General features: G+C 56.0%; 30 protein-coding genes, 1 tRNA gene and 5 pseudogenes. 25 read left to right on the top strand and 11 right to left on the bottom strand.

The window, feature by feature from the left end:
• Positions 1–9: 9 nt before the first annotated feature.
• Both PSPTO_RS20500 and PSPTO_RS20495 read right to left on the bottom strand, forming a co-directional pair.
• Positions 10–483 carry a peroxiredoxin gene (locus PSPTO_RS20500; protein WP_011104801.1) on the bottom strand — a complete coding sequence of 158 codons (474 nt, stop codon included), beginning with the start codon at positions 481–483 and terminating at the stop codon, positions 10–12.
• 9 nt (positions 484–492) lie between these two features.
• Entirely contained in the window at positions 493–1056 is a 564-nt protein-coding gene (locus PSPTO_RS20495) for a glycine cleavage system protein R (protein WP_003379024.1), read from the bottom strand.
• Positions 1057–1381: 325 nt separating this feature from the next.
• On the opposite strand from PSPTO_RS20495, the gene dapA reads away from it, so the two are divergent.
• The 8 genes from dapA (at position 1382) to PSPTO_RS20455 (ending at position 7044) form a co-directional block, all read left to right on the top strand.
• The gene (gene dapA / locus PSPTO_RS20490; RefSeq protein ID WP_003379025.1) at positions 1382–2260 is read left to right on the top strand and encodes a 4-hydroxy-tetrahydrodipicolinate synthase; all 879 of its coding nucleotides are present in this window, start codon (positions 1382–1384) and stop codon (positions 2258–2260) included.
• Between the two features lie 18 nt (positions 2261–2278).
• Positions 2279–3397: an outer membrane protein assembly factor BamC gene (gene bamC / locus PSPTO_RS20485; RefSeq protein WP_007245782.1), complete on the top strand. Its 1119-nt coding sequence runs from the start codon at positions 2279–2281 to the stop codon at positions 3395–3397.
• Positions 3398–4156: an MBL fold metallo-hydrolase gene (locus PSPTO_RS20480; RefSeq protein WP_005767663.1), complete on the top strand. Its 759-nt coding sequence runs from the start codon at positions 3398–3400 to the stop codon at positions 4154–4156.
• A gap of 28 nt (positions 4157–4184) precedes the next feature.
• Complete coding sequence (purC, locus tag PSPTO_RS20475) at positions 4185–4895, top strand: phosphoribosylaminoimidazolesuccinocarboxamide synthase (protein ID WP_003379028.1); 711 nt, start codon at positions 4185–4187, stop codon at positions 4893–4895.
• 91 nt (positions 4896–4986) lie between these two features.
• Positions 4987–5076: transfer RNA gene (locus PSPTO_RS20470), tRNA-Ser, on the top strand.
• Between the two features lie 110 nt (positions 5077–5186).
• Positions 5187–6164, top strand: coding sequence for a tyrosine-type recombinase/integrase (locus PSPTO_RS20465; protein ID WP_046463475.1), 978 nt, complete (start codon positions 5187–5189; stop codon positions 6162–6164).
• 140 nt (positions 6165–6304) lie between these two features.
• Positions 6305–6859 carry a hypothetical protein gene (locus PSPTO_RS20460; RefSeq protein ID WP_046463470.1) on the top strand — a complete coding sequence of 185 codons (555 nt, stop codon included), beginning with the start codon at positions 6305–6307 and terminating at the stop codon, positions 6857–6859.
• A gap of 11 nt (positions 6860–6870) precedes the next feature.
• Positions 6871–7044: a hypothetical protein gene (locus tag PSPTO_RS20455; protein WP_155490819.1), complete on the top strand. Its 174-nt coding sequence runs from the start codon at positions 6871–6873 to the stop codon at positions 7042–7044.
• A gap of 26 nt (positions 7045–7070) precedes the next feature.
• Here PSPTO_RS20455 and PSPTO_RS20450 read toward each other — a convergent pair whose 3' ends face one another.
• The 8 genes from PSPTO_RS20450 to PSPTO_RS20415 are packed head-to-tail and all read right to left on the bottom strand — an operon-like array spanning position 7071 to position 10202.
• Positions 7071–7322 carry a hypothetical protein gene (locus PSPTO_RS20450; protein ID WP_046463469.1) on the bottom strand — a complete coding sequence of 84 codons (252 nt, stop codon included), beginning with the start codon at positions 7320–7322 and terminating at the stop codon, positions 7071–7073.
• Entirely contained in the window at positions 7319–7654 is a 336-nt protein-coding gene (locus tag PSPTO_RS20445; RefSeq protein ID WP_193383849.1) for a hypothetical protein, read from the bottom strand. Before PSPTO_RS20445 ends, PSPTO_RS20450 begins: the two co-directional genes overlap by 4 nt.
• 40 nt (positions 7655–7694) lie before the next feature.
• On the bottom strand, positions 7695–7952 hold the full coding sequence (locus PSPTO_RS20440) for a hypothetical protein (RefSeq protein WP_011104798.1): 258 nt from the start codon (positions 7950–7952) through the stop codon (positions 7695–7697).
• Positions 7942–8508 (bottom strand): HNH endonuclease signature motif containing protein, encoded by a 567-nt coding sequence (locus PSPTO_RS20435; RefSeq protein ID WP_046463468.1) that lies wholly within the window; start codon positions 8506–8508, stop codon positions 7942–7944. The genes PSPTO_RS20440 and PSPTO_RS20435 overlap by 11 nt, the downstream gene beginning before the upstream one ends.
• On the bottom strand, positions 8498–8698 hold the full coding sequence (locus tag PSPTO_RS20430; protein ID WP_011104796.1) for a hypothetical protein: 201 nt from the start codon (positions 8696–8698) through the stop codon (positions 8498–8500). The genes PSPTO_RS20435 and PSPTO_RS20430 overlap by 11 nt, the downstream gene beginning before the upstream one ends.
• A complete protein-coding gene (locus PSPTO_RS30285) occupies positions 8695–9372 on the bottom strand; it encodes a hypothetical protein (RefSeq protein WP_011104795.1) in 678 nt (225 codons plus the stop codon). Before PSPTO_RS30285 ends, PSPTO_RS20430 begins: the two co-directional genes overlap by 4 nt.
• Positions 9362–9556, bottom strand: a complete 195-nt coding sequence (locus tag PSPTO_RS20420; RefSeq protein WP_010216576.1) for a carbon storage regulator — start codon at positions 9554–9556, stop codon at positions 9362–9364. The genes PSPTO_RS30285 and PSPTO_RS20420 overlap by 11 nt, the downstream gene beginning before the upstream one ends.
• Positions 9557–9599: 43 nt before the next feature.
• Positions 9600–10202: a hypothetical protein gene (locus PSPTO_RS20415; protein ID WP_011104794.1), complete on the bottom strand. Its 603-nt coding sequence runs from the start codon at positions 10200–10202 to the stop codon at positions 9600–9602.
• A gap of 237 nt (positions 10203–10439) precedes the next feature.
• On the opposite strand from PSPTO_RS20415, the pseudogene PSPTO_RS20410 reads away from it, so the two are divergent.
• From PSPTO_RS20410 to PSPTO_RS20365, 10 genes and pseudogenes are all read left to right on the top strand, one after another.
• Positions 10440–11024: pseudogene (locus tag PSPTO_RS20410) on the top strand (terminase large subunit); the annotation flags it as partial.
• A 2-nt stretch (positions 11025–11026) separates the two neighbouring features.
• Positions 11027–11608: pseudogene (locus PSPTO_RS20405) on the top strand (phage portal protein); the annotation flags it as partial.
• Positions 11609–11616: 8 nt separating this feature from the next.
• Entirely contained in the window at positions 11617–14382 is a 2766-nt protein-coding gene (locus PSPTO_RS20400) for a phage tail protein (protein ID WP_159229463.1), read from the top strand.
• Positions 14379–14747: a hypothetical protein gene (locus PSPTO_RS20395; protein WP_011104793.1), complete on the top strand. Its 369-nt coding sequence runs from the start codon at positions 14379–14381 to the stop codon at positions 14745–14747. Before PSPTO_RS20400 ends, PSPTO_RS20395 begins: the two co-directional genes overlap by 4 nt.
• Positions 14744–15406, top strand: coding sequence for a hypothetical protein (locus tag PSPTO_RS20390; RefSeq protein WP_007244228.1), 663 nt, complete (start codon positions 14744–14746; stop codon positions 15404–15406). The genes PSPTO_RS20395 and PSPTO_RS20390 overlap by 4 nt, the downstream gene beginning before the upstream one ends.
• A gap of 27 nt (positions 15407–15433) precedes the next feature.
• A pseudogene (locus PSPTO_RS30690) lies at positions 15434–15745 on the top strand (phage tail protein); the annotation flags it as partial.
• A 686-nt stretch (positions 15746–16431) separates the two neighbouring features.
• Complete coding sequence (locus tag PSPTO_RS20380) at positions 16432–16788, top strand: hypothetical protein (protein ID WP_011104791.1); 357 nt, start codon at positions 16432–16434, stop codon at positions 16786–16788.
• The gene (locus tag PSPTO_RS20375; protein ID WP_005771306.1) at positions 16781–17059 is read left to right on the top strand and encodes a tail fiber assembly protein; all 279 of its coding nucleotides are present in this window, start codon (positions 16781–16783) and stop codon (positions 17057–17059) included. The genes PSPTO_RS20380 and PSPTO_RS20375 overlap by 8 nt, the downstream gene beginning before the upstream one ends.
• Positions 17060–17119: 60 nt before the next feature.
• Positions 17120–17653, top strand: coding sequence for a glycoside hydrolase family 19 protein (locus PSPTO_RS20370; RefSeq protein WP_011104790.1), 534 nt, complete (start codon positions 17120–17122; stop codon positions 17651–17653).
• Positions 17650–18168, top strand: coding sequence for a DUF2514 domain-containing protein (locus PSPTO_RS20365; protein WP_011104789.1), 519 nt, complete (start codon positions 17650–17652; stop codon positions 18166–18168). The genes PSPTO_RS20370 and PSPTO_RS20365 overlap by 4 nt, the downstream gene beginning before the upstream one ends.
• On the opposite strand, the pseudogene PSPTO_RS20360 reads toward PSPTO_RS20365, so the two are convergent.
• A pseudogene (locus PSPTO_RS20360) lies at positions 18157–18399 on the bottom strand (hypothetical protein); the annotation flags it as partial. The gene PSPTO_RS20365 and the pseudogene PSPTO_RS20360 overlap by 12 nt on opposite strands.
• A gap of 993 nt (positions 18400–19392) precedes the next feature.
• On the opposite strand from PSPTO_RS20360, the gene PSPTO_RS20355 reads away from it, so the two are divergent.
• The 7 genes and pseudogenes from PSPTO_RS20355 (at position 19393) to PSPTO_RS20325 (ending at position 25534) form a co-directional block, all read left to right on the top strand.
• The gene (locus PSPTO_RS20355) at positions 19393–20574 is read left to right on the top strand and encodes a reverse transcriptase family protein (protein ID WP_011104787.1); all 1182 of its coding nucleotides are present in this window, start codon (positions 19393–19395) and stop codon (positions 20572–20574) included.
• A 2-nt stretch (positions 20575–20576) separates the two neighbouring features.
• A complete protein-coding gene (locus PSPTO_RS20350) occupies positions 20577–20795 on the top strand; it encodes a retron Se72 family effector protein (protein WP_007245786.1) in 219 nt (72 codons plus the stop codon).
• Between the two features lie 452 nt (positions 20796–21247).
• Positions 21248–21529, top strand: a complete 282-nt coding sequence (gene tnpB / locus PSPTO_RS30280; protein WP_046463462.1) for an IS66 family insertion sequence element accessory protein TnpB — start codon at positions 21248–21250, stop codon at positions 21527–21529.
• A gap of 98 nt (positions 21530–21627) precedes the next feature.
• On the top strand, positions 21628–22293 hold the full coding sequence (locus PSPTO_RS20340) for a hypothetical protein (protein WP_007245789.1): 666 nt from the start codon (positions 21628–21630) through the stop codon (positions 22291–22293).
• 110 nt (positions 22294–22403) lie between these two features.
• Positions 22404–22807 (top strand): annotated as a pseudogene (locus PSPTO_RS20335) (nucleotidyltransferase domain-containing protein).
• 240 nt (positions 22808–23047) lie between these two features.
• Complete coding sequence (gvpU, locus tag PSPTO_RS20330) at positions 23048–23530, top strand: gas vesicle accessory protein GvpU (protein WP_005770393.1); 483 nt, start codon at positions 23048–23050, stop codon at positions 23528–23530.
• 312 nt (positions 23531–23842) lie between these two features.
• Positions 23843–25534, top strand: a complete 1692-nt coding sequence (locus PSPTO_RS20325; protein ID WP_046463461.1) for an NAD-dependent malic enzyme — start codon at positions 23843–23845, stop codon at positions 25532–25534.
• Positions 25535–25752: the final 218 nt, after the last annotated feature.

The following is a 25752-nucleotide window of genomic DNA, read 5'->3' as shown; positions in this document are numbered from 1 at the left end:
TATCGGTCATCAGCCTTTGTTAAGGGCTTGGGCCTTGGCCAGCACATCAGCGACATGGCCGGGCACTTTCACGCCGCGCCATTCCTCACGCAACACGCCTTCCTTGTCGATCAGGAACGTGCTGCGATCAACGCCCAGGTATTCCTTGCCATAAAGCTTTTTCAGCTTGATCACGTCGAACAGCTGGCAAAGCGCTTCTTCCTTGTCCGAGATCAGCTCGAACGGAAATGACTGCTTGGCCTTGAAGTTCTCGTGGGTTTTCAGGCTGTCGCGGGAAACGCCCAGTACCACAGTGTTGGCTGCCTGGAATTGAGCGATGTGATCGCGAAAGTCCTGACCCTGCGTGGTGCAGCCGGGCGTGTTGTCCTTGGGGTAGAAATAAATCACGACCTGCTGACCCTTGAACGCAGACAGCTCTACCGTCTGTCCGCTGGTAGCAGGTGCCTGAAAATCGGGAACCGGTTGATCTACTGTAACGGCCATGAGGATTCCTTACATTGGGGCTTGTGGGCGCCACGGTTCGATCAGCGCATCAAGATTCAGCGCATCGGCAAAATCGAGGAACTGATCACGCAGCCAGCTGATTTGCGTACCGGCGGGCAGTGTTACCGTGAACGTTGCATTGAGCATGGTGCCGCCGGTCTGCGGGGCCTGATAGGTATCGCAGATCAGGTTTTCCAGCTCGACATTGTGGTCGATAAAGAACTGGCACAGCTCGTTGATGATGTCCGGGCGGTAGGCCGAACTGACATACGCCACGTAGGGCAGGGCCTCGGGGCGGCTTTCCAGCGTGGCACTGCGCACCACGCTGGTGGTGAAGGCGTGCTTCTTGGAGAGGCTCGACAGGCCGGTTTCAAGACGCGCCAGCGCGTCCCAGCTACCCGATACCTGCAGAATCAGTGCACTGCACTCACCATGACGGGTCAGGCGAGAGGTGACGACCGAGCAGCGGTTTTCATGGCTGGCGCGGCACAGGACGTTGGTCAGCTCCATGGGGTTGGCGCCAAGGGCACTGATGACAAGGAATTGTTCGCGAACTGTGGGGGTGGACGACATGCAGCATTCCTAGACGATGAGCGGTCGGTACTTTTTCGGACTTGCGGGGCTGTTTCGCCAATCGGCGGCGCGAGATAGCTGCCCGGGTCCCGGAGCGTCTGGCTTGCATGGACATGCCATGACTGGGCTGGAGTGCGCTGGGGCGGGGCTTCTGGCGACAAATTCGACCGATTGAGCGAGGTGCGCAGGTGACCAGTACCGATCAAAGCACGAAGGGTAGCGAAAACCATCGCTCAGGGGAATGCTCAGAGCGCGGTACTTCGCTTGTACAAGGTTGATAGCGCCAGTACCATTACCGCTCTCTTTTTCCGGCAGGAGCGGTTGCATGATTGCGGGCAGTATGGTGGCACTGGTCACACCAATGGATGCACAAGGTCGTCTGGACTGGGACAGCCTGAGCAAACTGGTTGACTTCCACTTGCAAGAGGGCACCAACGCCATTGTTGCCGTCGGCACCACAGGTGAATCGGCGACGCTGGATGTGAGCGAACACATCGAAGTCATCCGCCGTGTGGTTGCTCAGGTTGCAGGACGTATTCCGGTCATCGCCGGTACAGGCGCCAATTCGACGCGCGAAGCCGTCGAGCTGACCACCAACGCCAAGACCGCTGGCGCTGATGCGTGCCTGCTGGTAACGCCTTATTACAACAAGCCGACGCAGGAAGGCCTGTTCCAGCATTTCAGCCACATCGCCAATGCCGTAGACATCCCGCAGATCCTCTACAACGTGCCGGGCCGTACGGCCTGCGACATGCTGCCAGAGACTGTTGCGCGTCTGTCCAGGGTCAAGAACATCATCGGCATCAAGGAAGCCACCGGCAACCTGCAGCGCGCCAAGGACATTCTGGCCAGCGTCAGCAGCGATTTTCTGTTGTACTCCGGTGATGACGCGACGGCTGTCGAACTGATGCTGTTGGGCGGCAAGGGCAATATTTCCGTCACGGCCAACGTTGCACCACGCGCCATGAGCGATCTGTGCGCAGCGGCCATGCGTGGCGACGCCGAGACTGCACGGGCGATTCACCAGACGCTCATGCCGCTCAACAATACCCTGTTCATCGAATCCAACCCTATCCCCGTGAAATGGGCCTTGCATGAGATGGGTTTGATGCCAGACGGTATCCGTCTGCCGCTTACCTGGCTCAGCGAAGCCTGTCACGAACCGCTGCGTCAGGCCATGCGCCAGTCCGGCGTCCTGGTTTAATTGAGGAAGTATCACGCAATGAAGCGATTGGCCGGACTATCCGCACTTGCTCTTATTATCTCCAGCACCAGCGGTTGCGGTTGGCTCTGGGGTGAAGATGGCTACTTCCGTGATCGCGGTAGCGATTACCTTCAGGCAACCCAGACCCCTCCCATGCAGGTGCCTGCCGATGTTTCCGGCGTCAAGCGCCTGGATCCGTTGTTGCCGATCCCGCGTAACGTGGCTGACAGCACCCAGAAAGACGGTGAATACACCGTTCCTCGTCCTCTGCCGCTGGCCTCGACGTCCGAGTCGAGTGATTTCAGCTTGCAGAAGAGCGGTGATTCGCACTGGATTCTGGCCCAGCGCCAGCCAGCCGAAGTCTGGCCGGTGGCCCACCAGTATTTTGAAGACAATGGTTTTCGCATCGCTGAAGAGCGTCCGCAGACGGGCGAATTCAGCTCTTCGTGGCAGCGTCTTGATGAGCTATCTGCCTCGGTGGCCAAGCGTCTGAGCGCGGCGGGTGTCGCGGCCGACGCAGAAACCCGTGTGCGGGTTCGCATCGAGCCAGGCGTGCAGCGCAACACCAGCGAAGTTTACGTGGTCAGCGTCGAGCGTCCTGCCGGCAGCACGGCCGATGTGGCGTTCCCGACACGCACCACCAACCTGGGGCTCGATGCAGCACTGACCGATGACCTGCTGGCCAGCATGGGCCGCAACGCCGAGAAGGGCGGTTCGATTTCCCTGCTGGCAGCGCGTGACTACGATACCCCGAGCCGTGTTGCCTTGAGCGAAGACGGCAGCGGCAACCCGGTCTTGAACCTCGGTGCCGATCTGGACCGTGCGTGGTCGAGCGTCGGCCGTGCGCTGGATCAGGGCGACTGGCGTGTCGAGGACATCAACCGTAGCCTGGGCCTGTACTACATCAACCTGGCCGAAAAAGCCAAAACGCCTGAGAACGAGCCTGGTTTCTTCGGTCGCATGTTCGGCAGCAAGTCGAGCAAGGAAGAGATCGATGCCCGCGCCGAGCGTTATCAGGTGCGCCTGAGCAAGGTCGGTGACAACGTTCAGGTGACCGTCGAGAAGAACATCAACACTGTTGCACCTGCGGATATCGCTCGTCGGGTGTTGAGCGTTATTCAAGATAACCTGGGTTAAGTGCGTTTCGCAGTTCTCGGCAGCGGCAGCCGTGGCAACGGCACGCTGGTCGCAAGCAACGATACGTATGTATTGGTCGATTGCGGTTTCTCCCTGCGGGAAACCGAGCGGCGTCTGGCTCGTCTGGGTGTCGCGGCAAGCCAGCTGAGTGCCATTCTGGTGACCCACGAACATGCCGATCATGTGCATGGCGTGGGTTTGCTGTCGCGGCGCTACAATGTGCCGGTCTACCTCAGTAGCGGCACCTTGCGCGGAATGCGCAAGCCGGTGGAAGTTGCCGGTTTGCTGGCAGGCGGGGAGAGCTTGCAGATCGGCGCACTGGACATCGACGTGGTGTCTGTTGCGCATGATGCACTTGAACCGACGCAGTTCGTCTTCAGTGACGGCTCGCGCCGCTTCGGCCTGCTGACCGACCTCGGCTCTTACTGCTCCAACGTATTACAGCGTTATCAAGGCTTGGATGCCTTGATGATCGAGGCCAATCACTGCCGCGACATGCTTGCCCGAGGCCAGTACCCGGTCTTTCTCAAGCAGCGCGTGGGCTGTGAAACCGGTCATTTGAACAACCATCAGGCCGCCAGCCTGGTGAGCGAACTGGGATGGCAGGACCTTCAGCACCTGGTGCTGGCGCATCTCAGCAGCAAGAACAACCTGCCGCACCTGGCCCGGCAATGTTTTGTCGACACCCTTGGGTGCGACCCGGACTGGCTGCAACTGGCCGATCAAGATTCAGGGCTCGACTGGCGACATATCGCCTAGCCCAACCACTTAGCAAGCGGAGCCCATCATGGAAAAACGTGAAGAACTCTACCGCGGCAAAGCCAAATCGGTTTACAAGACCGACGACGCTGACCGCTTGATCCTGCTGTTCCGTAACGACACCTCGGCGTTCGACGGCAAGCGCATAGAACAGCTGGACCGCAAAGGCACGGTGAACAACAAGTTCAATGCCTTCATCATGCAAAAACTCGAAGAAGCGGGTATCCCGACCCAATTCGACAAGCTGCTGGGCGACAACGAATGCCTGGTCAAGAAACTGGACATGATCCCGGTCGAATGCGTCGTGCGTAACTACGCCGCTGGCAGTCTGGTCAAGCGTCTGGGCATCGAAGAGGGTACCAAACTCAATCCGTACACCTTCGAACTGTTCCTCAAGGACGACGCCAAAGGCGACCCGTTCATCAACGAATCCCACGTTGTGGCGTTCGGCTGGGGCACTGCTGAGCAACTGGTTCGCATGAAAGAGTTGTCGATCAAGGTCAACGAAGTCCTGACCAAACTGTTCGACGACGCTGGCCTGCTGCTGGTCGACTTCAAACTCGAGTTCGGCGTATTCCACGGCGAAATCGTCCTCGGCGACGAATTCAGCCCCGACGGCTGCCGCCTCTGGGACAAGGACACCCGCAAGAAAATGGACAAGGACCGCTTCCGCCAGGGTCTGGGCGACGTTATCGAAGCGTACGAAGAAGTCGCAAACCGTCTGGGCGTACCGCTGTAACCCGAAAAAACACGCAAGCGCTTGATAGCACAAAAAAAATCAGCGGAAGGGCTTCGCCTTCCGCGCCGATGCTGTTATTATTCGCGCCGTTGGAGAGATGCCAGAGTGGCCGAATGGGACGGATTCGAAATCCGTTGTACCTTCACCGGTACCTAGGGTTCGAATCCCTATCTCTCCGCCATACATAAGGCCCCGAGCGTTAATAGCGCTCGGGGCTTTTTTCGTTTGGGGGAATTATGGGGGAATGGGGGAGGATGTTATTCCCCCGTACCACCGGTTATGATTCCGTTTATGGCCTATTACGAAAAGCGTGGCGACGCCTGGCGCGCCCAGATACGACGCAAAGGATATCCGACGTTATCCGCAACCTTCGACACCAAAGCAGAAGCCCAGCGCTGGGCTGCTGAACTCGAAGGTGATATGTCGCGCGCGAGATTTGTGGACGTGCGTGAGGCTGAAGCAACCAGTCTGGCCACAGCTCTTGAGCGGTACGAATCAGAAGTCACAGAGAGCAAGAAGGGAGCCAAGCAAGAAAGGGTTCGCATCAAGAAGTGGATGGAGTCCAAGTTCGCGGGTAAATCATTGGCTTCTTTACGATCGAGCGATATGGCCTCCTATCGTGATGCAGAGATCAAAGCTGGCCGATCCACTGCTACCGTCCGTCTTGACCTCGCGGTCATCAGCCATCTTTACACCGTCGCGACAAAGGACTGGGGTATCGAAGGGCTGACGAATCCATGTCGGGCATTGCGTATGCCCAAAGGCAGCAAGCAGCGAGAACGCCGGCCGACTGCCGATGAATTGAAGTCGCTATACAAGGCTGCCGGCGAAATCAGTCCAGAGTTGCCAGTTATCATCGAGCTGGCTGTTGAGACGGCGATGCGCCGATCCGAGCTGGTCACATTGCGTAAGGATCAAATTCAGGGAAAGGTAGCTTTCCTTGAGGACACGAAGAACGGCGAGCGCCGGTCAGTGCCGCTTTCATCGAGAGCGCGCGAGCTGATAGAGGGGGTGCCTGCGCCTATCAAGGGCGGGCCACTGTTCCGGCTTAAGGCCGATACGGTCAGTAACTACTTCCCGCTCGCTTGCGAGAAGGCGAATATCCAAGGGCTCCGCCTTCATGACCTGCGGCATGAAGCCACAAGCCGCCTGTTTGAGCGCGGCTTCACCATGATGGAAGTTGCCAGCATAACCGGGCACAAAACTCTTGCGATGCTGAAGAGGTATACCCATTTAAGCCCGCAAGACCTCGCTGAAAAGCTCGGTTAAAGCATACGCTTCGTCGGCCGATAGCTTTGTTGATAGCAAAATGCTTCAAATGTGCTTTCGTAAGGTGTGAGCGGTCTATAGAATGCGACGACTTTTTCGCCGGCATTAGGCGAACGGAATCGTGGGCGATAATAGTTCTTATGGATTTTGAGATTGCACGGGAGATATCTCCTGAAACCGTTGGCCCGATCATTGCAGCATTGAATGAATCGGACGACAACGGCGAGATAAGAGTCGTTTTACGCCATAATAATGGCGGTCAGGTCCCCTCAGCCTTTGCTTTGATCCTTGCGATAATCAATACAAAAGCTAAAGTGGAGATTCTGATGGACCGGCACATCATGAGCGCAGCGGCGTTCATATGGGTGTGGTTTGCGATTCGTAAGCAGGATAATGTGTTGGCTCTCCATCCGTCCGAGCCAGCAGTGGTGATGTACCATCGCCCTAGGCATACCAACCTTGAGTCGGGCGAGCATTACCTTTTCAGGGATGATTTAGAGGAAGGACATCCTCTTCGTGATCACCTGGCCGTCGGGGAGCGTGTTTTTGACACGCTTTTCGAGGAACTTATCCAAGCGTTAGGGTACTCAGATGAGATGGAATACCTAACGCATGATGGTGCGCAGTACCGGCATAATCTCAGTCATATGAGAGCCGCCTACTACCAAAATCGGGACTGTGTCCTGACTTTCTGAAGGGAATAGCTATGACTACCGTGGCCATGAATAATCTTGACCTCAGCAAAATTAAGCGTTCGAAGTCGAATGCGGAGCTGACCGGCATGCTAGCCGAATATATTCGATCGGATGAGCGACTGCGAGCAGAATGCCAGCGCCAAGGAAAGCCGATTCCGAATGTCAGGGCCCAGCAGAAAGATTAAAAAAAGCCCCGCTAGCCGGGGCTTTTTTACGCCACTTGTTTAAGCGACGGAGGCGTTTTGCGCTTTCGTCCAGGCTTGACCTTTTCGTGCTCGCCGTCTCGAAAGTCATGCAGAAACCTGCGTACGTCCTCTTTCAACCAGCAGTGCCTGCCGCCCATCTTGAAGCTCTTCGGCAGCCACTCTACGCCTCGGCGAATCCCTTCCCTTATCGACGCCTCCGTGCGTCCGAGCATCTTGGCCAGCCCCTCAACATGCAGGACTTCCGTCTCTTCTGTCATGGTGCACCTTCCTGACGCGTCAGATTTTGGTTTGTTGCTAAAGCTGTTGCATCACGGCCGCGCGCCACGCGCGCAGGAAAAGCCTCTCCCTCCCACTTGCCTGGCTTGCCGCGAATCTGCTCGCGCTCTTGATACAGGTGCGGACGCTTTGCGCTGAACGCCTCGGCGCATGCCTCAAAGCGCTGGCCCCCGTCCTCGATCGCAATCAGCTGCTGGCCAACCTGCGAGCCGATCTGTACCCAGCCGGACTTGTCGCGCCCGAAGTTTTCCGTCTTGAACAGGCGGTACCGGTTGCGGTGGCCTGTGCCTGGCGAGCTGGACTCGGTGTTCATGTAGAACTGAACACCGTCCTGGCGGGCGTGTAGGACTGTCTTAGCCACGACGGCCCCCTTGAGCTTCCACCGGCGGCAGTGCAGGCTTGGATTCAATAAACACACTGCTTTCAACCTTGCCACCCACATGGCGGATGTAGTCGATTTCGACGCGTGCGGTGTCGACGATCACTTTGGCCACATTGCTGACGGCGTCTGCCTTGCGCACGGCTTTATCAAGGTCTTCGCCATCTGCATCCACGAGGTTTTCCAACGCCAGGAACAGGTGGTCCCGCAGATCGGAGAGTTTATTTTTCATTGCCACGTTTCCTTTTGATGGTCTTTCGGATTTCGTTCTGCAGGTGCAGGACGTCGACGAGTTCGTTGGGCAGGTTCTGATAGTTGGGACAGGTGCGGACTACATGCTCGCTCACCGTTCTAAGGCACAGGTTGTCCAGGCTTATGTTCTTCCGGTTACTGTCCTTGGCAGCGACGATGTGGCCGTTGGGCACCGGCCCGTTGACCAACTCCCACGCGTGGATGTGTAGGCCTTTCCAGATATCGGGCTGACCAAGCTTGATCAGCACCCTCGTTTGCTCATGTCGCAACGAGCCCAGCGGTTTCTCCCAAAACTCCCGACCGAGCCGCTCAGCGCCGGCTTGCATATTGGCCGCGCCCAGGTCGCGCATGTACTTGCTGCTTTTCTTCACTCCCAGCAGGTACGCACGGTGTGTAATCGATGCATAGGACCGACCTGGAAGATGGGGAGACAGCACGTCGTGGCTGCTCTCGGGGTAGCGCTCCCGCAGAATCTCGTCCTCGACCGGGGTCCAGCTGACTCGCTTGGTCCTCGGCCGAGGGTTATCAGCTTTCATCGTCGCGCAGCCCTGACTCAGCGATCGTCCGCAGCTTGAGCGCGATACCGCATGAGCTGGCCAAGCTGGTTAACTGGCCCACAGTGGTGGCCGGGTCTTGAAGCGCCTGACCGAACCGAATCAGACGCTCGCCCAGGCTTTCGAACTCGGTGCGCAGGTGGATCTGTGTGCCTTGAGTGATCGTGCTCATGGTCGCCGCTCCTGGCCCCACGCACGTGGGTAAGCCTGCATAGCCCGATCTATCTCGGCATCCAGCTCGCTATCGGCCAGCATGTTCTGGTGGCGGTCACGCAGCGCCAAGTCCTGACGTGGTGTGTCCCAAGCTACGTCTCGCAGCCAGCGGTAACGCCGGGCGTCGGAAGCCGCATTGAGGTGTTCATCAGCACATGCACACCGGGCAACTATCGAGGATTCCTCGGCAGTTCGGTTGATGTTTTCGACGGTCTTAGCAATTGCGGGGTTTTCCGTAATTAAACTACCCGGGGCATGGGTAGTTAACAGATCGGGCTCCATCGCCCGCTCAAGACGCTGCTTGAACATCATCAGCACTCGCAGCGCCTGGCCCGCTTTATATTCGGCCTCCGCCTCGTCGTCGCCGTCATTCAAGGCCTCCCGCTTGACCTCATTAGAGACTTGCAGATAAAGCCCTGGAACTTGATCTATCAGTCGGCGCAGGCTTGGCGTGTGATCCTCTTCCATGTCGAGCAACCCGTTCACTGCGTCGCCCTCATACACAGAGCTGATAACGCCCAGTGCGCGCCCTACCGACACCGGTGCGCCGAGAGTTGAATAGAACTGCAGGCCGTCCAAAGTTTCGCCTTCGCGCGGACGCAGCACCAGCGTGATTCGATTATCAGCCGACATGGCGCTCACTCCCGTTGCGTGGGTTGGCCAGCTTGGCGGTACGGATCTCGGAACGGTCAACGGCCAGGCCGGCCGGAGCATCAATGCCCAGGCGGATCTGGCCGTCACGACCAGATATCACGGTGATTTTGATGTCGTTACCGATGATGATTGATTCGCCGAAGCGACGGGTTAGACACAGCATGGTGGCTCCTTGCAGGCGCTGCGCGCCCAAAGCAGTTAATGAATCAGCGAATGAATCTGCGGACGGGGCGGACGCGAAGCTCGTTGAACTCGTCGTAGTCGTGCTGAGTGCCACCATCGAAGCCCTGAGTGAATGCGAAGTCGGCGGAGCGCTGCGTGCTCGACCAGTAGCTGCCCTCTTCAAAGCGGTCGGAAAGGTATGCCCAACCGTGATTCAGTTCAGCGGCGGAGGGCAGGTAGAAGTCGCTTTGACCGTCTGCCGTGTACTGACTCGCATAGAAAGCTGCAGGAAAGTCAGCGTTCAGAGTAAGCAGTGCCTGGGTATTGGTGCGTCCATCGAACCTGCTCGTCGCACCAGTTTCAGTGCCGCTCGGACCCCATTTGAAATTCCCGGCATCCTCTTGCGCGTAGATCACATGGCACAGCCCTTCGGGATACTGGCGCACGCCGCCGTAGATGCCGCCCTGCCCAGCCCAATACGCGCCGATCTCAGGGGTTACCAGTGTTTCCGAGTGCGCATCCTTCGCCGGCTCTGGCCGGGTTGCTCCGCTTGCCAGAAAACCGCGCACAAGACAGGCCGCGACAGGGGATAACCCTTCGACGGAAATGTTCACGTTCAGCGTGTTGATCAGTGGTGCCTTCTTCATTTCACTTTCTCCAGGCAAGCCGAGGGCCTGCCGCGATTGTTGGCTTTCGCAAAATCAGGTTTGGGTTATGCGGCTAGCGTCACTTCATGGCGCTTTGCTGCAATTCGGGTTTCGATCTTGGATTCACTGCCGCCGCTGCGGCGAACCTTGGTGATAGGGTCTTCGGCGAGGGCGCCGTGGGCAGCTAGGACAAGCGCAAGTGCAGCGGCGGGGGAGATCAGGCCGCGCTTGAAGGCCTCGGCGATGGGGCGGGTTCGTGACTCACGCGACTGGCTGCACTGGGCGCATGCGTACGCACACCCGTCTGTTCTAACCCGGCGTAAATCAGAGGCACCACGGATTCAGGATCTGGCTGCTATCGGCGACCTGACACTGGTGCAGAAGATAGGCGATGACGTCGCAGCTCTGGCCGTCATTGTTCAACGCATCAACGATGCTGGCCTGCTCGATAAGGTGGGCCTTGACCCGGCCGGCATCGGCGCGGTGCTCGACGCGCTTTCGGATGTTGGTATCAGCGAAGAGCAAATCATCGGCATCTCTCAAGGCTGGAAACTCACGGGCGCTATCAAAACGACCGAGCGCAAGCTGGCCGAGGGCGCTTTCCTGCATTGCGGGCAGCCGCTTATGGCTTGGGCTTGCGGCAATGCCAAGGGCGTGCCCTCGGCAAATGCATTTTTGATCACCAAGCAAGCGTCGGGCACCGCGAAAATTGACCCGCTCATGGCCACGTTCAACGCCGTTTCGCTGCTTTCCCTCAATCCAGAGGCTAAAGGCGGCCTGGACGACTACCTCAATAACGGATTTTTCGGACTAGTAGGCTGAACATGGCATTTCGTTGGTACAACCCCCGATCGTGGGGATTCCTTGGCTACACCGATCCAACGACCGGCAAACACGTCGAAGTCGACATGGCGGTCGGCGGCAAGAAAACCAAAGCCGGCGTTACGGTGACCACCAAGACCGCGCTGTCGATCAGCATGGTGTGGTCATGCGTGAAAATCCTCTCTGAGTCGTTGAGCGGACTGCCTTTGAAGCTGTATGAGGACAGCGCAGAAGGTCGGAAGCTGATTCCTGGCACTGATCGCGCGCTGAAGCTTTTGCGCAAGCCGAATCCCTACATGACGATGCTGAACTTCCTCAAGTTCGTCGTGGTGAACATGGCGTTGAGGGGTAATGCGTTTGCCTTGATTGAGCGGAACCGCAATGGCGAACCTGTCGGGTTCGTACCGCTGGACTGCAACACCGTAACGATCGACACAGATGACGACCTTATCTACTGGGTAACTCCAAAGGCCGGCGATCGCTTCCCGGTTTCGCCAGAAAGCATGCTGCACTTCAAGCTTTTCAGCCTGGACGGGATCGTCGGGCTTTCACCGATTGAATATCAGGCAGAGACGATGGGGCTGCCTACGCCGTGTTGCAGGACCTTTCGGCCATTTTCCACGGCATGAGCACCTGGGATGGCAGCCAGATCACGTTCACCGCTGATATGCCTGGCGACCCGGTCTACACCTACAACCCTTCGCAGATCCTGAACAACGGCGAGATCCAGTATTCGGGCACCCGGGCGCGCGACCGCCACAACCTGGCAATGGTGACGTGGGACAACCCGGACCAGAGTTTTACGACGGACAAAGAGCCTGTCTTTGATGATGTGGCGATGGCTGAATCTGGATCAGTCAATGAACTGTCGGTGGACGCATACGGCTGCACGTCACTCGGGCAGGCGCAGCGCGCTGGCCAGTACGCGCTGATCACCGAGCAGACGCAGACAAGGCCCGCGACCTTCCGTGTGGGCCTGGACGGCGGCATTCCTAAGACCGGGCAGATCATCGCCGTGGCCGACCCGATGCTGGCCGGCCGCGCGAATGGCGGGCGTATCAGCTCGGTGGCAGGGCGGGTGATTACCGTTGACCGTGACATCGATCTTTCGACCGGTGCCAAGCTGCGCGTGAACCTGCCCAGCGGCAAGACCGAGGCGCGTGTGATCAGCTCGCTGGATGGGCGTCGCGTCACCCTCGCGGCCAGCTTTAGCGAGGTGCCGGAAGCCGAATGCGGCTGGATTCTCGAATACGACGACCTGAAAACCATGCAGTTTCTGGTGCGCAACATCACGCGCCCGGAATGGCACCAGTACCAGCTCGAGTGCATCCAGCACGAGCCGAGCAAGTTTGACGCCATCGACTTCGGTGCCGTGGTTGATATCCGGCCCATCAGCGGCATACCGGTGGGCGTGCAGGCTGCGCCGGGCGCGGTGTTCGTGACCCAGCACGTTGTGATTGAGCAGGGTATCGCCGTCACCAACATGACCATCAGTTGGGATGCTGCGCCAGGCGCGGTTGCGTATGACGTGGAATGGCGCTGGGGCTCGCGTGAGTGGGTCAAGATGCCACGCACGGGCGAGCAGTCGGTTGATGTGCCCGGAATCTACTCCGGCCAGTACATGGCCAGGGTGCGCGCTGTCAGCGCCCTGAACGTCTCGTCTCTGCCTGTCACGTCGCTGCTGACGAACCTGCAGGGCAAGACCAGCTTGCCACCGGCTGTCACCTCGCTGACTGCCGCTTCGCTGATCTTCGGTATCAAGCTGAAATGGACCTTCCCACCAGGCGCAGAGGACACGCAGCGCACTGAAATCTGGTACGGCCCGACGACCGATCTGGCCAAGGCCACGAAGCTGAGCGACCTGGCGTACCCGCAGTCGGAACACGTCATGCAGGGTCTGCTGGCGGGTGTCACGTTCTTCTTCTGGGCGCGGCTCGTGGACCGGACCGGCAACGTGGGGTCGTGGTATCCAACGGGTGTCGGCGTGATGGGGCAGGCCAGCAGTGATGCTGGGGCAATCCTTGAAATGATTGCCGACCAGATTTCGGAAACGGAGCTGGCCAAGAACTTACTGGACCGTATCGACCTCATTGACGGCAGCGGACCTGGCTCTGTGAACGAACGCCTGGACGAGCTCAAGGCCGAGATCGGAGAAATCACTGACGCGCTGGTCTACGTGCCGACTGACGCCTATGTCCGCGACAACACCGTGCGCGTGGGTGACAACCTCTGGACGGCCATTGCAGCGGTGCCTGCGGCTGCCAATGGATCGAACGGCCCGCCGAACCCGGCTTACTGGGTGAACACAGGCCAGTCCATTCGCGCCGCTAACGCCCAGGCTGATCAGGTTTCCAAAAACACAGCCAACATCGAGACGGTGAACGGCAGGACCACGGCGACCGCAAGTCAGCTCCAGGCAGTGCAGGCGCAGTACCGGGCCGACAGCGGGGAAGGCGATCTGCTCGATGCGCTCAGAGGTTGGGACAGCACGGCCAGCGCGGCACAGGAAGTGAAGATCAGGGCGGAAGAGGATTTCGCCCAGGCTCAGCGCACCACGACTCTGCAAGCGCGTGTCGGCACCAATGAGGCACGAATCACCACCGTCGAAACGACGACTGCCACGGACCGCGAGGCGACTGCCCAGCGGATTACGGCAATCGATTCTCGCGTAGGTACGAGCGAATCGAAGATCACGACGATTGAGTCAACCGCAAACACGGACCGGCAGGCCACCGCTCAACAGATACAGACGCTGACCTCGTCCGTCGGTAGCAATCAGGCCGCCATCCAGTCTGAAGCAACCACCCGAGCCAACGCAGACGGCGCGCTGTCCACGCGAGTGGATGGGGTTCAAACAACTGCTAATAACGCCAGTGCTGCGGTTCAGACCGTAAGCACAGCCCAGGCGAGCACTGACGGCAAGCTGACGGCGATGTATACCGTCAAATTGCAAGTCAACTCCAACGGCCAGTACGTCATGGCCGGGATCGGCGCAGGGATTGAGAACGTTGGCGGTGTTCTGCAAAGCCAGATCCTCATGTCGGCTGATCGGTTTGCGCTGGTGAACACGTTAGCGGGTGGTGCTATTTCGACGCCTTTCGTTGCACAGAACGGCCAGTTGTTCCTTGGTCCGACGTTCATCCAAGACGGCACGATCACCAACGCCAAGATTGGGAGTTACATCAGTTCGACCAATTACCTGGCCGGGCAGAGCGGTTGGATTCTGAGCAAAGACGGTACGTTCGAAATCAACTCACCACTTGCCGGGGGAGGCAGGCAGGTCATTAACGGTCAAGGCGGCAAGGTTTATGACGAGCGAGGCCAGTTGCGCTACCAGTGGGGGAATTTAGCCGCATGAGTTACGGAGCCAGAGTTTGGGACGAAAACGGGAATTTGGTCATGGATACGACCACGTACACTTATCAGGTGATTTGGCAGGGGGTAGTGGATTTCAGCGATACAACCGGATCAACAGCCAAGGTAATCACGCTGAGCATTCCGGGTTTCGACCCGGCCAATTGCGTTTTCATGATTATTCCCACCCGAGCCCAAGATATCCAGAACGCTGAATCCGACCCTCTCGGAAACATAAAGTCCTACCCGTACGTAACAACGGCAAAAGACCAAGTAGTCATCCGCTCAGCAAATCCATCAGCAAATCTCGGTAACACCAACCAGACACGGATTGTTGCCAAGGGTTACGCAGTGAGGTTTAAGGTATGAGCTTTGGCGTCATCAGCATCAATGAAAGCTCTTTCGTGCAGATTGATTCGGAAACGCCTAGGCTTTGCGTACTCACGAAGGGCACTTATTCAGGAACCACAAACGCAAACGTCACGTTTCCACGCGCGGTAACAAGTGCAGATCCTCCAATAGTGTTCATCAGGCCCGATCAAAACGGCATCGTCCAGGTGCCGATATCAGTATGGTTTACAGGTGGTCCGGGCAATTGGACAGGCTTCGCAATGAAAGCCTCAAACGTACAGAGTACGCTGAGCGGTCAATATTTTATTGCCGCATGGGCAGCCATGAGTACAGCCTCTTTTGGGATGCGTATTTGGGGAGCTGGCGGCGAGCTTGTATACGACAGCGGTGCACCTCCAGTTGTCGTAACGTTTGCTGCGGGTAACTGGACATACGTCGGGAGCGATCAGCTTAGCGTCGGTCGTCGGTATATATGGAGCATCGATAAATTGCTTGGGGCCGGCGAGTTTATATCAATAAATTCATTTGCTATGAGTTGTCACAACGGCGCAAGCGGTGGAGGCTGCGGAATAGCAGTCGATTACACCAATTCAAAAATAATGATGTATAGCCTCGCTACAACGGCATGGACAGATCAGGGCCACCGGCCATTCCTCTGCGCAAAACTAACCGCCTGAATCAAGGCATATAATTAGGAGAATTCAATGCCTTGGTATAAGACCGGGACGGTTTCCGTCACCCAAAATTCAAACGCCGTTATTGGCATTGGTACGGCATTCATTGCAAACAGCCGCGTCGGCGATGGCTTTCGTGGCCCGGATGGCGGCTGGTACGAGGTGACGAACATCGCCAGTGATACGGCCATGTCGATATCGCCAAACTATCAGGGTGCTACCAACGGCGCTGGCGGGTATGCGCTGGCTCCGCTGCAGGGCTACGTCAAGGAATCTGCCGACCGGCTGCGCGCTTTGGTTTTGCAGTACGGCGACAAGCTGGCGGCCCTCGGCACGACGGGCAACTACGATATCCTGCCTCTGAACAAGGGCGGGACTGGCGTTGCGGTTTCGAGCAATGCGGCGCTTCTCGTCGCACTAGGGGCGATGCCGTCCACGGGTGGTGCGTACGCGCCAAAATTCCAGAACGTTCAGGTTTCACAAGTTTCCGTTACGGCCACCCAGGGCGGTTACATGGGCTGGAACGAAGGTTACGTACCTGGCTTTAGCGGTGAGGTTGCATTCGTTTGCAACAAGGGTGGCGGTACTGGCGGATTCACATTCAGCACCGTAAACGCGAATAACACCGAGCGTACCGGTGTCGCCACGCTGACCTCTGCGGGGGTTTTTAACGCTTCCGGGCTTCAGTTGGCTGGTCGCAATGTTGTGGAGGCTGGAAGCAACACCAATGGTAACTTTGTAAGGTTTGGAGATGGCACCCAGATCTGCTGGAATCGTGCTTATGCTTTTGGTCCTTCCGGTGCAGGGATTACCGCTACAGCATTCTGGACGCCGCCAATGCCATTTGTTGGCAACGCAGCAGAAATAAGCGTAACCCTACAATTCGCAGAATCAAGCGACAATTTCACGTGCTCAAGAATCAGCGGATATATGGTTGCAGGCAGTGAAACCCGCGCAACTATTACCGCAAACTTCAGTGTTTCACAAGTTTACAGGCTTGGCCTGATGGCTATAGGAAGGTGGTTCTAATGAAGATCAATCTCACGCCGCAGCGCAGAGACGATACGCTCGAAGCCTACAAATACGGAAGTACAGTAATTGTCAACGGCGAGTCATTTGATTTCTCGGCAATGCTTGAAGGCTCTACTCTACCAAGATCGGCAATATCCTCAATCTGGCTGGAGGGCGACGTCGAGTTGAATGACGGAGAGCTAGAGATAACACTATTGATTCCGCTTCCGCAGAATTATAGCCAAGAGCAGGCTTTCCCCGTCCCACTATTGAATGTTCCGGATGGCCTGATCCAACTACCGCAGCCGTTGCCTATTTCCACAATGCGACTGACTGAAGAAGCCACTAAAGATCAGGAGCAGGCCAATGAGTAATATCGACTGGTCGCGGCTGATAACCAAGGAAATGAAGCAGGAACAAGCCGCGAAACAGAGGCTTGCCGATGTAGTCACGGAAATTGCCAGGCTTCGAAAGATCGCCGACTACACCATCGCGCCATTGCAAGATGCGGTCGATATCGACGACGCAACTGCAGATGAGGTCGCGTCACTGAAAGCATGGAAGCAGTTCCGGGTTGCTCTGAACAGAATACCCGCCCAGCCCGGCTACTACGAAGTCATCGACTGGCCGGTAATGCCGACCTGAAGCCTGATAAATAAAGCGGCCCGCCATCGAGCGGGTATTTTTTTGCCTGGAGAAACCCGAATGCCCATCACCGCAGAGCAGTTGCTGAAGATCCTCCCGAACGCCGGCCAGAGAGCCGGCGTTTTTGTTCCAGCCCTGAACACCGCCATGGGCAAATACCAGATCATCACCCGAGAGCGCATCACTGCGTTCCTCGCCCAGATCGGTCATGAGTCTGGCCAGTTGCGTTACGTCCGCGAGATTTGGGGGCCTACGTCTCAGCAGCTGGGTTATGAAGGCCGCAAGGACCTCGGCAATACCGTGGCGGGTGATGGTTCGAAGTACCGCGGGCGCGGCCTGATCCAGATCACCGGCCGGGCCAACTATGCCGAATGCGGCGAGGCGCTGGGCCTGGATCTGATCAACCATCCCGAATTGCTCGAGCTGGCGCAGTACGCCGCGATGTCTGCGGCGTGGTTCTGGCACCGGGCAGCGCTGAATGCGTTGGCCGACAAAGGCGACTTTCTGACCATCACCAAGCGCATCAACGGCGGCACGAACGGTCTCGCCGATCGGCAGGCGTTGTACGCCCGAGCGCTTGAGGTGTTGGCATGATCGGCCCCTTTGCGTACGGCTGGAAGGTACTGGCAATAGTCGCCGTGCTGATCAGTTGCTGGGTGTGGGGATTCAACCACGGCTCCAACAAGGTCGAGGCGGACTGGCAGCAGAAGTGGGACAGGGAATTGAAAACCCAATCGCAGGCCGTAGCCAGCACCACTACCGAATACCGAACCGAAGAGCAACGCCGCCAGAAAGCGGCCAACCAGGTGGCAAATGATGCGAGACAAGAACAGGCCGTTGCGATTGCTGATGCTGTTGTCGCTGACGCTTCTGGCGACCGGCTGCGCAGTGAAGCAGGAAAGCTGGCAGCCTCAGCCAGTTGCGTGCCCAGCGATCCCGGAATTGCCGATCGAGGCAAGAATGCCGCCCGTGCCGCAATGGTGCTCTCCGACTTGCTCAGCCGGGCTGACTCGCGAGCGGGAGAGCTGGCGCGCCACGCTGACCGACTCACAGTAGCGCTACAGGCCTGCAATGCTTCTTATATAGGTGTCACTGGCTCAGCCCATTGATTGGGCCTTACCGCCCCATCGCTCAGGGCTGATACCGGCTTCGCGCATTACGGCCCGGTGCTGGTCGATCACATACTTCTGAGTGTTGATCTCCCCCCACGAATCGGCAGCACTTCGCAGAAGGTCGGACACCCGGCTTTCTGTCTCGCGCAGCTTGAGTGCGAGCCTGTCGCGCTCGACTGATACGGTGTTGTGCATATCGATGACCTTGGCTAGATGGCTTCTGTACCTGGCCGCTGGCGTGGCTCAGAACTCAACGGTCAAGGTGTCCCAGTTTGGCATCCGCAAGGCGTGATTTGATCGTGGGGGAATTCTGGGGGAATAGATCCCCCGAATGATGTGGAATCCTGTTGTGTCATGTGGCGCTAAAGTGCCCAATTTCGCTGGGGTATACTGGTTTTTGATTTGTAAAGATTAACGTAGAAAACGGATTCGAAATCCGTTGTACCTTCACCGGTACCTAGGGTTCGAATCCCTATCTCTCCGCCATCATTCAGAAGCCTCGTAAATTTTTGATTTACGGGGCTTTTTTGTGTATATCTCTTTTTCGATTCTACTACCCTTTTCTACTACTTAGCCTGCCCCGGTAGACAGGACAGGCCATGCATTCGCATCCCCCGGAAAATTCAGCGGCAGAGACGAAGATCATCTCTCTCCAAAAGTTCAATTTTCTTTGATGTCTTGTTGACAGCATGGCCTCCTTATCCATATTCTTGTGGCAGCAGGTGCATTCACCTGTTCCCGCTCTTTAAAGTCATATATTCAAGGAAATCGATGCCTAACTTGGCGACCCCTTGGGGTCATGACCGGCGCCTCGGTAGCCTCCGTACGCGGGGTGGTGTGTTCTGCGCTCCTCCGATTACGCGCTGAGACCGTTGTCTGGCGTAAAAGTTAAGAGTCCATTTGAGTCAATACAAATATTCCTTGAGATGCTTAATCCAATTGGTCTGGCCGTGACGACAGAATTCTCTGTCTTCACAACAAGAGGGTTTCGCAATGTTCGATGTTAAAATTGAAATACATATGGCTGGTAGAAAGAAGAGCATTCCCGTAGTAGCTAGAGATAGCACATCGGGGAAAAGAATTGGCTCAAATGCAGCTTTCAGATTGACCGTGATGGCTTTCTTAGGCTGGGTTGGTCGCAAATTTATCTCCTTCTTGGGAGACGATAGCAACTAACTGACTCTTAATCTTTGCTTTGATAACTACGGAAAGGTCAAGCTAGTGGCGAAGGACAAGCCTTATTATCCTCATGCATCCATCGGTTCTGTGGCCATGTTGGCTAAGACGCTGGGTGTGCATCCAAAGCTGCTTAATGATCTGGCGGGACGGGCGACCGATTCATATACTCATTTTGTCATTAGGACGAAAGGAGATAAGGAGCGGAACGTCTATGAACCAAAGTATGAGCTTAAGAAGCTTCAAAAGAGAATAAACTCAAGACTCTTTGAAAAGGTCCATTACCCTTTCTATCTACAAGGTGGGGTCAGAGACGAGGATCATCCTCGCGACTATATCGAGAATAGTCGAATTCATGCCGGCTCAAAATCTTTAATTAGTCTAGATATTCGAAATTTCTACGATAATATTCCTTATGAAAGCGTTGTAAGTATTTTCAAGTATTTTTTTAATTTTCCCGATGAAGTTAGTGATCTCTTGTCTAAGATAGTTACTAGAGATGGAAAAGTTCCACAAGGTGCGTGCACGTCTAGCTACGTAGCTAATCTAATATTTCACAATTCTGAGTATAACTTTGTTTCAAGGCTGAGAAATCAAGGTGTTACATACTCCCGTCTTCTGGATGATGTGACGCTATCGTCAAGTAGGTTACTTTCTCAGGATGAAGTCAGTGGCTACATAAAATATGTCGCCGGGCTGTTTAGTGAACATAAGTTACGCATTAAAAAAAGTAAGACGAAGATCGAGCGGTCTGACGATTTATCGGCTGAATATACTGTCACAGGTGTATGGGTAGGGCACGGTGTCCCAAAAATTCGGCGTGCTGAGAGAGATTTGATTCGGCACTCCGTCTATATCTGTGAGCGAGAGTATCAGAAGGACAGGTTTCGGGATGAATATCACGAGCTTTGGAATAAAGTTTCAGGACAGGTTGCTAAACTAACGAGGCTTGAGCATTCTCAAGCTTTAAAGTTGCGTGCCCGGATGAGAGATATACTTCCCCTCTATGACGGTAAGGCAACAGCCGCAATTATTCGTGAAGCGGATTTGCTATTAAAGCGGCCTAGAACGAGTCATGTAAAAGTTTCTGTGGTTAACGCTTATCGGAGATTGATTAATAGGCTTGGAATCCTGACAAGGACCAACAAAACGCTGGCAAGGGGTCTTAGGCGTCAGTTGAAGACCAAATTTTCCGACGTTCCATCAAAGGTATTGATGTGGGAGTGAATATGACGGATGACCAGCTAGTTGATACCGGTTTTGTTAATTCTTATGATTCTTTTAAAGGTTTTGGGTTTATACGCAGAGAAAAGGGACGCGACGTGTTTTTCTTCTACGATGATGTTGAAGATGTTGTTAATGGTATAGCGATGGGTGATGTTGTTCGGTTTGAGGTGCATGAGGAGCCCAAGGGGCCAAGGGCGTATAAAGTTGTACGCACTGGCTGAGTGATGGTGTGTCGTCGCTGACTAACGGGCGAGACTTGGCTCTACGCACCAACATTTCCGTGAATCAATTTATTCGACGCTTCACGCAGATAAGGTGTAAATATCACCACCACTGTCCATGTGTGCAAATCCTGATTTTCCCTGTTTTGGGAATCTGAGTTCCGCCCAATCTCAAGTGGTTGCGGCGAGGAAATTCGTCCGGATATTGAGGAGGCATACCCAACGCGTACCGGCGAACACACGGACTTGCGAATATCTCTCTCAGAAATCCCTGGGAGCCCCTGTAGTCGCGTCTGAGGGACTTTGTGAGTTTGGTAGTGCTGCGCCAGCACTTTTGATATGTCGTTGCTTATCAGCTCCTTGCAGTGTAAGCGCCTCATGAACCCCACATTCCAAGCTAGCAATTGAAGCCTGATACGGTGCTCCCGATTCTTTTCAGGAGCCAGCTCCCCATGATGCGACCCGACGCCAAAGTCGAAAAAGTGTACCTCTACCCCAAGACGGTGGACTTTCGAAAGTCCATCGACGGCCTTGCTACGCTGGTTGAGCTAGACATTAAAGTTGCCGTGTTCGACCCCGTGCTCTTTGTTTTTCTGAATCGCCACCATAACCGGTTGAAAATACTTTACTGGGAGCGCAACGGCTTCTGTATTTGGCTCAAGCGTTTGAAGTCCGAGCATTTCAAAACTGCTCCGCACACGCTGTCCTTTGGTTCCGCCTCTCAAGAAATTTGACAACAGGGCATTTCCTAACCACGATGGTATTTCAGGTGAAGGAAATATTCTCTCGTTCGTTAATTAATTCTTCTTGCTGCGATTTTTAGGAGGTTGCATTGCTTGATATTCAAGGGATCCAAGCGGACGAGCGAGGGAAGCTATTGCTCAAATGGCGCACCACACTTGGCTGGAGTGCTGCATACGTAGCTAAATTATTTAGCGTGACGACACGGACCATTTCTGCCATCGAAAGCGGAGCACAGCCCATGCCGGATGCTCGGTGGCGTTTGTTGGTGCACGAGGTGCTTGCGGCAATTTCGGGTAGCTCGGAATTGATTGTGGTGGTGAATGAGACCCAGGCACTTATTGACGTGGTGTCGAGTGAATCCTACTCAGGGTGTGTAGTTAGCGATGATGGTAGGACCGGCTTGATCGCTTCCCACTACATCAATCGAGCGACCGGTATGCCCGACGTTCACCGCCAGTTGTTCAGTGTTGCACTGAACAAGCATGTTCTGGAGGCGACGAAGCGCTGGGACGAGCGGCGCTTAGAGAGCGTTGGGTCCTCGTTCACTATCTATCATTGGCTTCAGCGTCGCGTGCTCATGAATGAATTGGCCAATCCGAAGCTAACTCAGCTCAAGGCGGAGGTCACCAAAGCTCAAGCTGATGCAGTGGCCGCTAGCCAAGAGAGCGAAGAGGTGCGCAAAGCTCTTCTGCAAAAAGTAGATTTCGCCATCGCCAATCTTATGGAGGAGGCTGCCAGGCTGACCAAGGGCTAGTGCATCTTCCAGCATCGCCCGTTAGCAGGTGCCCACGAAGATCCACTTGAGCGAGAATCCGACCCCGGCTTCTATTAGGGTCTGTCTCGGCAATATTTGAGACGTTGCGTATGAACACCCACAGCTTGCTCACACACCTGCAATCCCGATTGCCTGACCTATTGGCTGTCTACCTGTTCGGCAGTCAGGCGACCGGTCATGCCAACTCCGAAAGCGACCTGGATCTTGCCGTGCTTGTGCAAGGCACTCTCGATCCTGTGGCGCTGTGGCGCTGTGGCGGTTGGCGGGGGAAATCGCAGACATCGTTCGTTTGCCTGTGGACCTGATCGATCTGCGCACCGCCTCGACCGTGATGCAATATCAGATCATCACCACAGGCCGCCGTCTTTGGTTTAAAGATGAGTCTGCGGGAGTCTTCGAGGCGTTTGTGCTCAGCGAAAAAACTTCACTTGACTGCGCAAGGGCAGGTTTGCTCGAAGATATACAGAAAAATGGAGTCGTTCATGGTCGATGATGTGCTCATTAATAAGGCAGCCTCCATTCTTTGTCCGTCGTTAAAAGGACAGAATGAGGTCATAATTCTGTCCTGTCAACACGGCTGAACTGCCGGATTGCCACCTCAAACGACTGAAAAAAGTCAGGATGATCAAGTCCTCATCACCCCATTCCAAACTATTCACCCCTCCCGGTTTCCCTTTCGCCCGATCTGATCTATACCTTGGGTTCAACGTTTTGTGAGGCGAGGAGCTATCAGATGTCGGACGTAGATCAAGTACAAAAGTCGCAACCTTCTCCCAGCCAGAGCCATGATGACGTGATTGCCCAGTTCAAGTGGCAGGGCAAGCAGATTGACTGGTTGCTGCAGTGGCTGGTCAAGTTTGTGGCGAACACCAAGGTGGAGTTGGGGGTAACGCTGTCGGTGGGCGGGAATCTGGTGTCCGGGCATCTGATTTCTCATGACACCTATTTTGAACAGCTGGCAGACGACATTTCCGCGCCGTTCAGCTCGTTTGGCAACGGCACTGACGCGACCATGAAGGAGATGATTCTGTCCTTCAAACCGGGAGAGTCGTCGGAAGACACGCCCGCGTTCCACTTCATCCACCTGAAGGACTGCCGCACCTACTCCACAGACGGCAACCCGATCTGTGACGCAGGCGTGCTGTGGCGCGGTCGGATCTCGGCGGTTGATGGCTTTACCATCGGGCTTATTGCCGAAAAAGCAGACGCGTCCTGACGTCTCGAAGCCCTGACATTCGTCGGGGCTTTTTCATCACGTCTCATTACCCCTTGTCGAGGAGCCGTTGGCATGTGCCGGCGGTATAACGCTGTGCTGGCGATAGCATCACTTAGCCACTCTCTACGCGACAAAATGTCGCAAGCGGCCGTCAGGCGAGTAATATGTGCCCCCTGACCTCACCGCCGAATGGTTTTCGGCATGGCCTGATAGAGAACTGGCGACAAGAAAAAATAACAAGAACTGAGCCAGGCTGCCCGCCCCGGTCGACGTAAAGAATTAATGAGAAGACGAAAAAGGCGATTAGAGAAAATGACCACCACTTCGCGACCGTTGTACATTTCCTACGCAGGACCCTCACTGCTGGAAATGCCCCTGCTGAACAAAGGCAGTGCCTTTACCCCGCAAGAGCGGATCGAATTCAACCTGATCGGGCTGCTGCCGCAGAACGTAGAGACGATCGAAGAGCAAGTTACCCGGGTCTACAGCCAGTACAAACAGTGCGCGAGCGACCTGGACAAGCATATTTACCTGCGTTCGATTCAGGACAACAACGAGACCCTGTTCTTCCGCCTGCTGGACTCGCATCTGGACGAGATGCTGCCGATCATTTACACCCCGACGGTGGGTCAGGCGTGCCAGGAGTTCTCCAAGATCTACCGTACGCATCGCGGCTTGTTCATTTCTTACCCTGAGCGTGACCGCATCGATGACATTTTGCGCAGCGCCACCAAGGACCGGATCAAGATCATTGTCGTGACCGACAGCGAGCGAATTCTCGGTCTGGGTGATCAGGGCATTGGTGGCATGGGCATCCCGATTGGCAAGTTGTCGCTGTACACCGCCTGCGGTGGTATCAGCCCGGCCTATACGCTGCCGATCGTGCTGGATGTCGGCACCAACAACCGCGAGCTTCTGGACGACCCGATGTACATGGGCTGGCGCCACGAGCGCGTGTCGGGCAAGGAATACGAAGACTTCATCGCGTTGTTCATCGACGCCGTGCAGCGTCGCTGGCCGGACGTGCTGTTGCAGTTTGAAGACTTCGCCCAGTCCAACGCCATGCCGTTGCTTGAGAAGTATCGGGACGAGCTGTGCTGCTTCAACGATGACATCCAGGGCACCGCGTCGGTCGCAGTGGGCACATTGTTGGCGGCCTGCAAGGCCAAGAATGAAACGCTTGGCCAACAGAAAGTGGTGTTTGTCGGGGCCGGTTCGGCGGGGTGCGGGATTGCTGAGCACATCATCGCTGCGATGCGCATTGAAGGCCTGAGCGAAAGCGAAGCGCGCAAACGTATTTTCATGGTGGATCGTTTCGGTCTGCTGACTGAAGGCATGGGCAACCTGCTGGACTTCCAGCTACGTCTGGCGCAGAAATCCGCCGATGTCGCTGGCTGGACGGCAGGCACTGAGACCTTCCCGCAGTTGCTCGACGTGGTGACGCATGCCGGTGCCACCGTGTTGATCGGCGTGTCCGGCCAGCGCGGTCTGTTCACCGAGCAGGTGGTTCGCGAGCTGTACAAGCATTGCGCCAAGCCGCTGGTCATGCCTCTGTCCAATCCGACTTCCAAGGTCGAAGCCACGCCGGAAGAGATCCTGCGCTGGACTGACGGTAACGCATTGGTTGCGACCGGCAGCCCGTTTGCGCCGGTCGAGATCAATGGCCGCACCGTGCACATCGCCCAGTGCAACAACTCCTACATCTTTCCGGGGATCGGTCTTGGCGTGGTGGCCTGCAAGGCATCGCGCATCACTGATCGCATGCTGATGGCGGCGTCCAATGCGCTGGCCGAGTGCTCGCCGATGGTCACGGGGCAGGGCGACGCGGTTCTGCCGCCACTCAAAGAGATTCAGCAGGTCAGCCGCAAGATTGCACTGGCTGTCGCCAAAGAAGCTCAGGCTGAGGGGCTGGCGCTGGAAACCTCGGAGGAAGCCTTGCTGGCGGCCATCGAACGCAACTTCTGGTTGCCGGGTTATCGCGCCTATCGTCGTCGCTCGGTCTGATCGAGCTCTGTCGAATTAATGGCGCCTCCGCAAGCCTGCCTGCTTGCGGAGGCGTTTTTCTACCCGATCAATGTGGGCTCATGCGAGCGAATTGCTTCACTGTGAAATAAGCTTCATTCAACTCAAACGTTGCACGTTTTTCACATAAAATTGATGACGCGCTGCTTAAAGTCCGCGCCATCGGGGGCCGGTTCCTGCGCCCGATGCATACTAATTTG

This window comes from Pseudomonas syringae pv. tomato str. DC3000 (assembly GCF_000007805.1).
Classification (GTDB): Bacteria; Pseudomonadota; Gammaproteobacteria; order Pseudomonadales; family Pseudomonadaceae; genus Aquipseudomonas; species Aquipseudomonas avellanae.
Note: the sequence above shows the minus strand (reverse complement) of the source record. Positions and strands in the feature narration are given on the sequence as shown.

What these genes read in the sequence shown, in the direction of transcription:
- PSPTO_RS20500 (WP_011104801.1), bottom strand. Translation starts at nt 483, where the DNA reads ATGGCCGTTACAGTAGATCAACCGGTTCCCGATTTTCAGGCACCTGCT.
- PSPTO_RS20495 (WP_003379024.1), bottom strand. Translation starts at nt 1,056, where the DNA reads ATGTCGTCCACCCCCACAGTTCGCGAACAATTCCTTGTCATCAGTGCC.
- dapA (WP_003379025.1), top strand. Translation starts at nt 1,382, where the DNA reads ATGATTGCGGGCAGTATGGTGGCACTGGTCACACCAATGGATGCACAA.
- bamC (WP_007245782.1), top strand. Translation starts at nt 2,279, where the DNA reads ATGAAGCGATTGGCCGGACTATCCGCACTTGCTCTTATTATCTCCAGC.
- purC (WP_003379028.1), top strand. Translation starts at nt 4,185, where the DNA reads ATGGAAAAACGTGAAGAACTCTACCGCGGCAAAGCCAAATCGGTTTAC.
- PSPTO_RS20465 (WP_046463475.1), top strand. Translation starts at nt 5,187, where the DNA reads ATGGCCTATTACGAAAAGCGTGGCGACGCCTGGCGCGCCCAGATACGA.
- PSPTO_RS20460 (WP_046463470.1), top strand. Translation starts at nt 6,305, where the DNA reads ATGGATTTTGAGATTGCACGGGAGATATCTCCTGAAACCGTTGGCCCG.
- PSPTO_RS20455 (WP_155490819.1), top strand. Translation starts at nt 6,871, where the DNA reads ATGACTACCGTGGCCATGAATAATCTTGACCTCAGCAAAATTAAGCGT.
- PSPTO_RS20450 (WP_046463469.1), bottom strand. Translation starts at nt 7,322, where the DNA reads ATGACAGAAGAGACGGAAGTCCTGCATGTTGAGGGGCTGGCCAAGATG.
- PSPTO_RS20445 (WP_193383849.1), bottom strand. Translation starts at nt 7,654, where the DNA reads ATGAACACCGAGTCCAGCTCGCCAGGCACAGGCCACCGCAACCGGTAC.
- PSPTO_RS20440 (WP_011104798.1), bottom strand. Translation starts at nt 7,952, where the DNA reads ATGAAAAATAAACTCTCCGATCTGCGGGACCACCTGTTCCTGGCGTTG.
- PSPTO_RS20435 (WP_046463468.1), bottom strand. Translation starts at nt 8,508, where the DNA reads ATGAAAGCTGATAACCCTCGGCCGAGGACCAAGCGAGTCAGCTGGACC.
- PSPTO_RS20430 (WP_011104796.1), bottom strand. Translation starts at nt 8,698, where the DNA reads ATGAGCACGATCACTCAAGGCACACAGATCCACCTGCGCACCGAGTTC.
- PSPTO_RS30285 (WP_011104795.1), bottom strand. Translation starts at nt 9,372, where the DNA reads ATGTCGGCTGATAATCGAATCACGCTGGTGCTGCGTCCGCGCGAAGGC.
- PSPTO_RS20420 (WP_010216576.1), bottom strand. Translation starts at nt 9,556, where the DNA reads ATGCTGTGTCTAACCCGTCGCTTCGGCGAATCAATCATCATCGGTAAC.
- PSPTO_RS20415 (WP_011104794.1), bottom strand. Translation starts at nt 10,202, where the DNA reads ATGAAGAAGGCACCACTGATCAACACGCTGAACGTGAACATTTCCGTC.
- PSPTO_RS20395 (WP_011104793.1), top strand. Translation starts at nt 14,379, where the DNA reads ATGAGTTACGGAGCCAGAGTTTGGGACGAAAACGGGAATTTGGTCATG.
- PSPTO_RS20390 (WP_007244228.1), top strand. Translation starts at nt 14,744, where the DNA reads ATGAGCTTTGGCGTCATCAGCATCAATGAAAGCTCTTTCGTGCAGATT.
- PSPTO_RS20380 (WP_011104791.1), top strand. Translation starts at nt 16,432, where the DNA reads ATGAAGATCAATCTCACGCCGCAGCGCAGAGACGATACGCTCGAAGCC.
- PSPTO_RS20375 (WP_005771306.1), top strand. Translation starts at nt 16,781, where the DNA reads ATGAGTAATATCGACTGGTCGCGGCTGATAACCAAGGAAATGAAGCAG.
- PSPTO_RS20370 (WP_011104790.1), top strand. Translation starts at nt 17,120, where the DNA reads ATGCCCATCACCGCAGAGCAGTTGCTGAAGATCCTCCCGAACGCCGGC.
- PSPTO_RS20365 (WP_011104789.1), top strand. Translation starts at nt 17,650, where the DNA reads ATGATCGGCCCCTTTGCGTACGGCTGGAAGGTACTGGCAATAGTCGCC.
- PSPTO_RS20350 (WP_007245786.1), top strand. Translation starts at nt 20,577, where the DNA reads ATGACGGATGACCAGCTAGTTGATACCGGTTTTGTTAATTCTTATGAT.
- tnpB (WP_046463462.1), top strand. Translation starts at nt 21,248, where the DNA reads ATGATGCGACCCGACGCCAAAGTCGAAAAAGTGTACCTCTACCCCAAG.
- gvpU (WP_005770393.1), top strand. Translation starts at nt 23,048, where the DNA reads ATGTCGGACGTAGATCAAGTACAAAAGTCGCAACCTTCTCCCAGCCAG.
- PSPTO_RS20325 (WP_046463461.1), top strand. Translation starts at nt 23,843, where the DNA reads ATGACCACCACTTCGCGACCGTTGTACATTTCCTACGCAGGACCCTCA.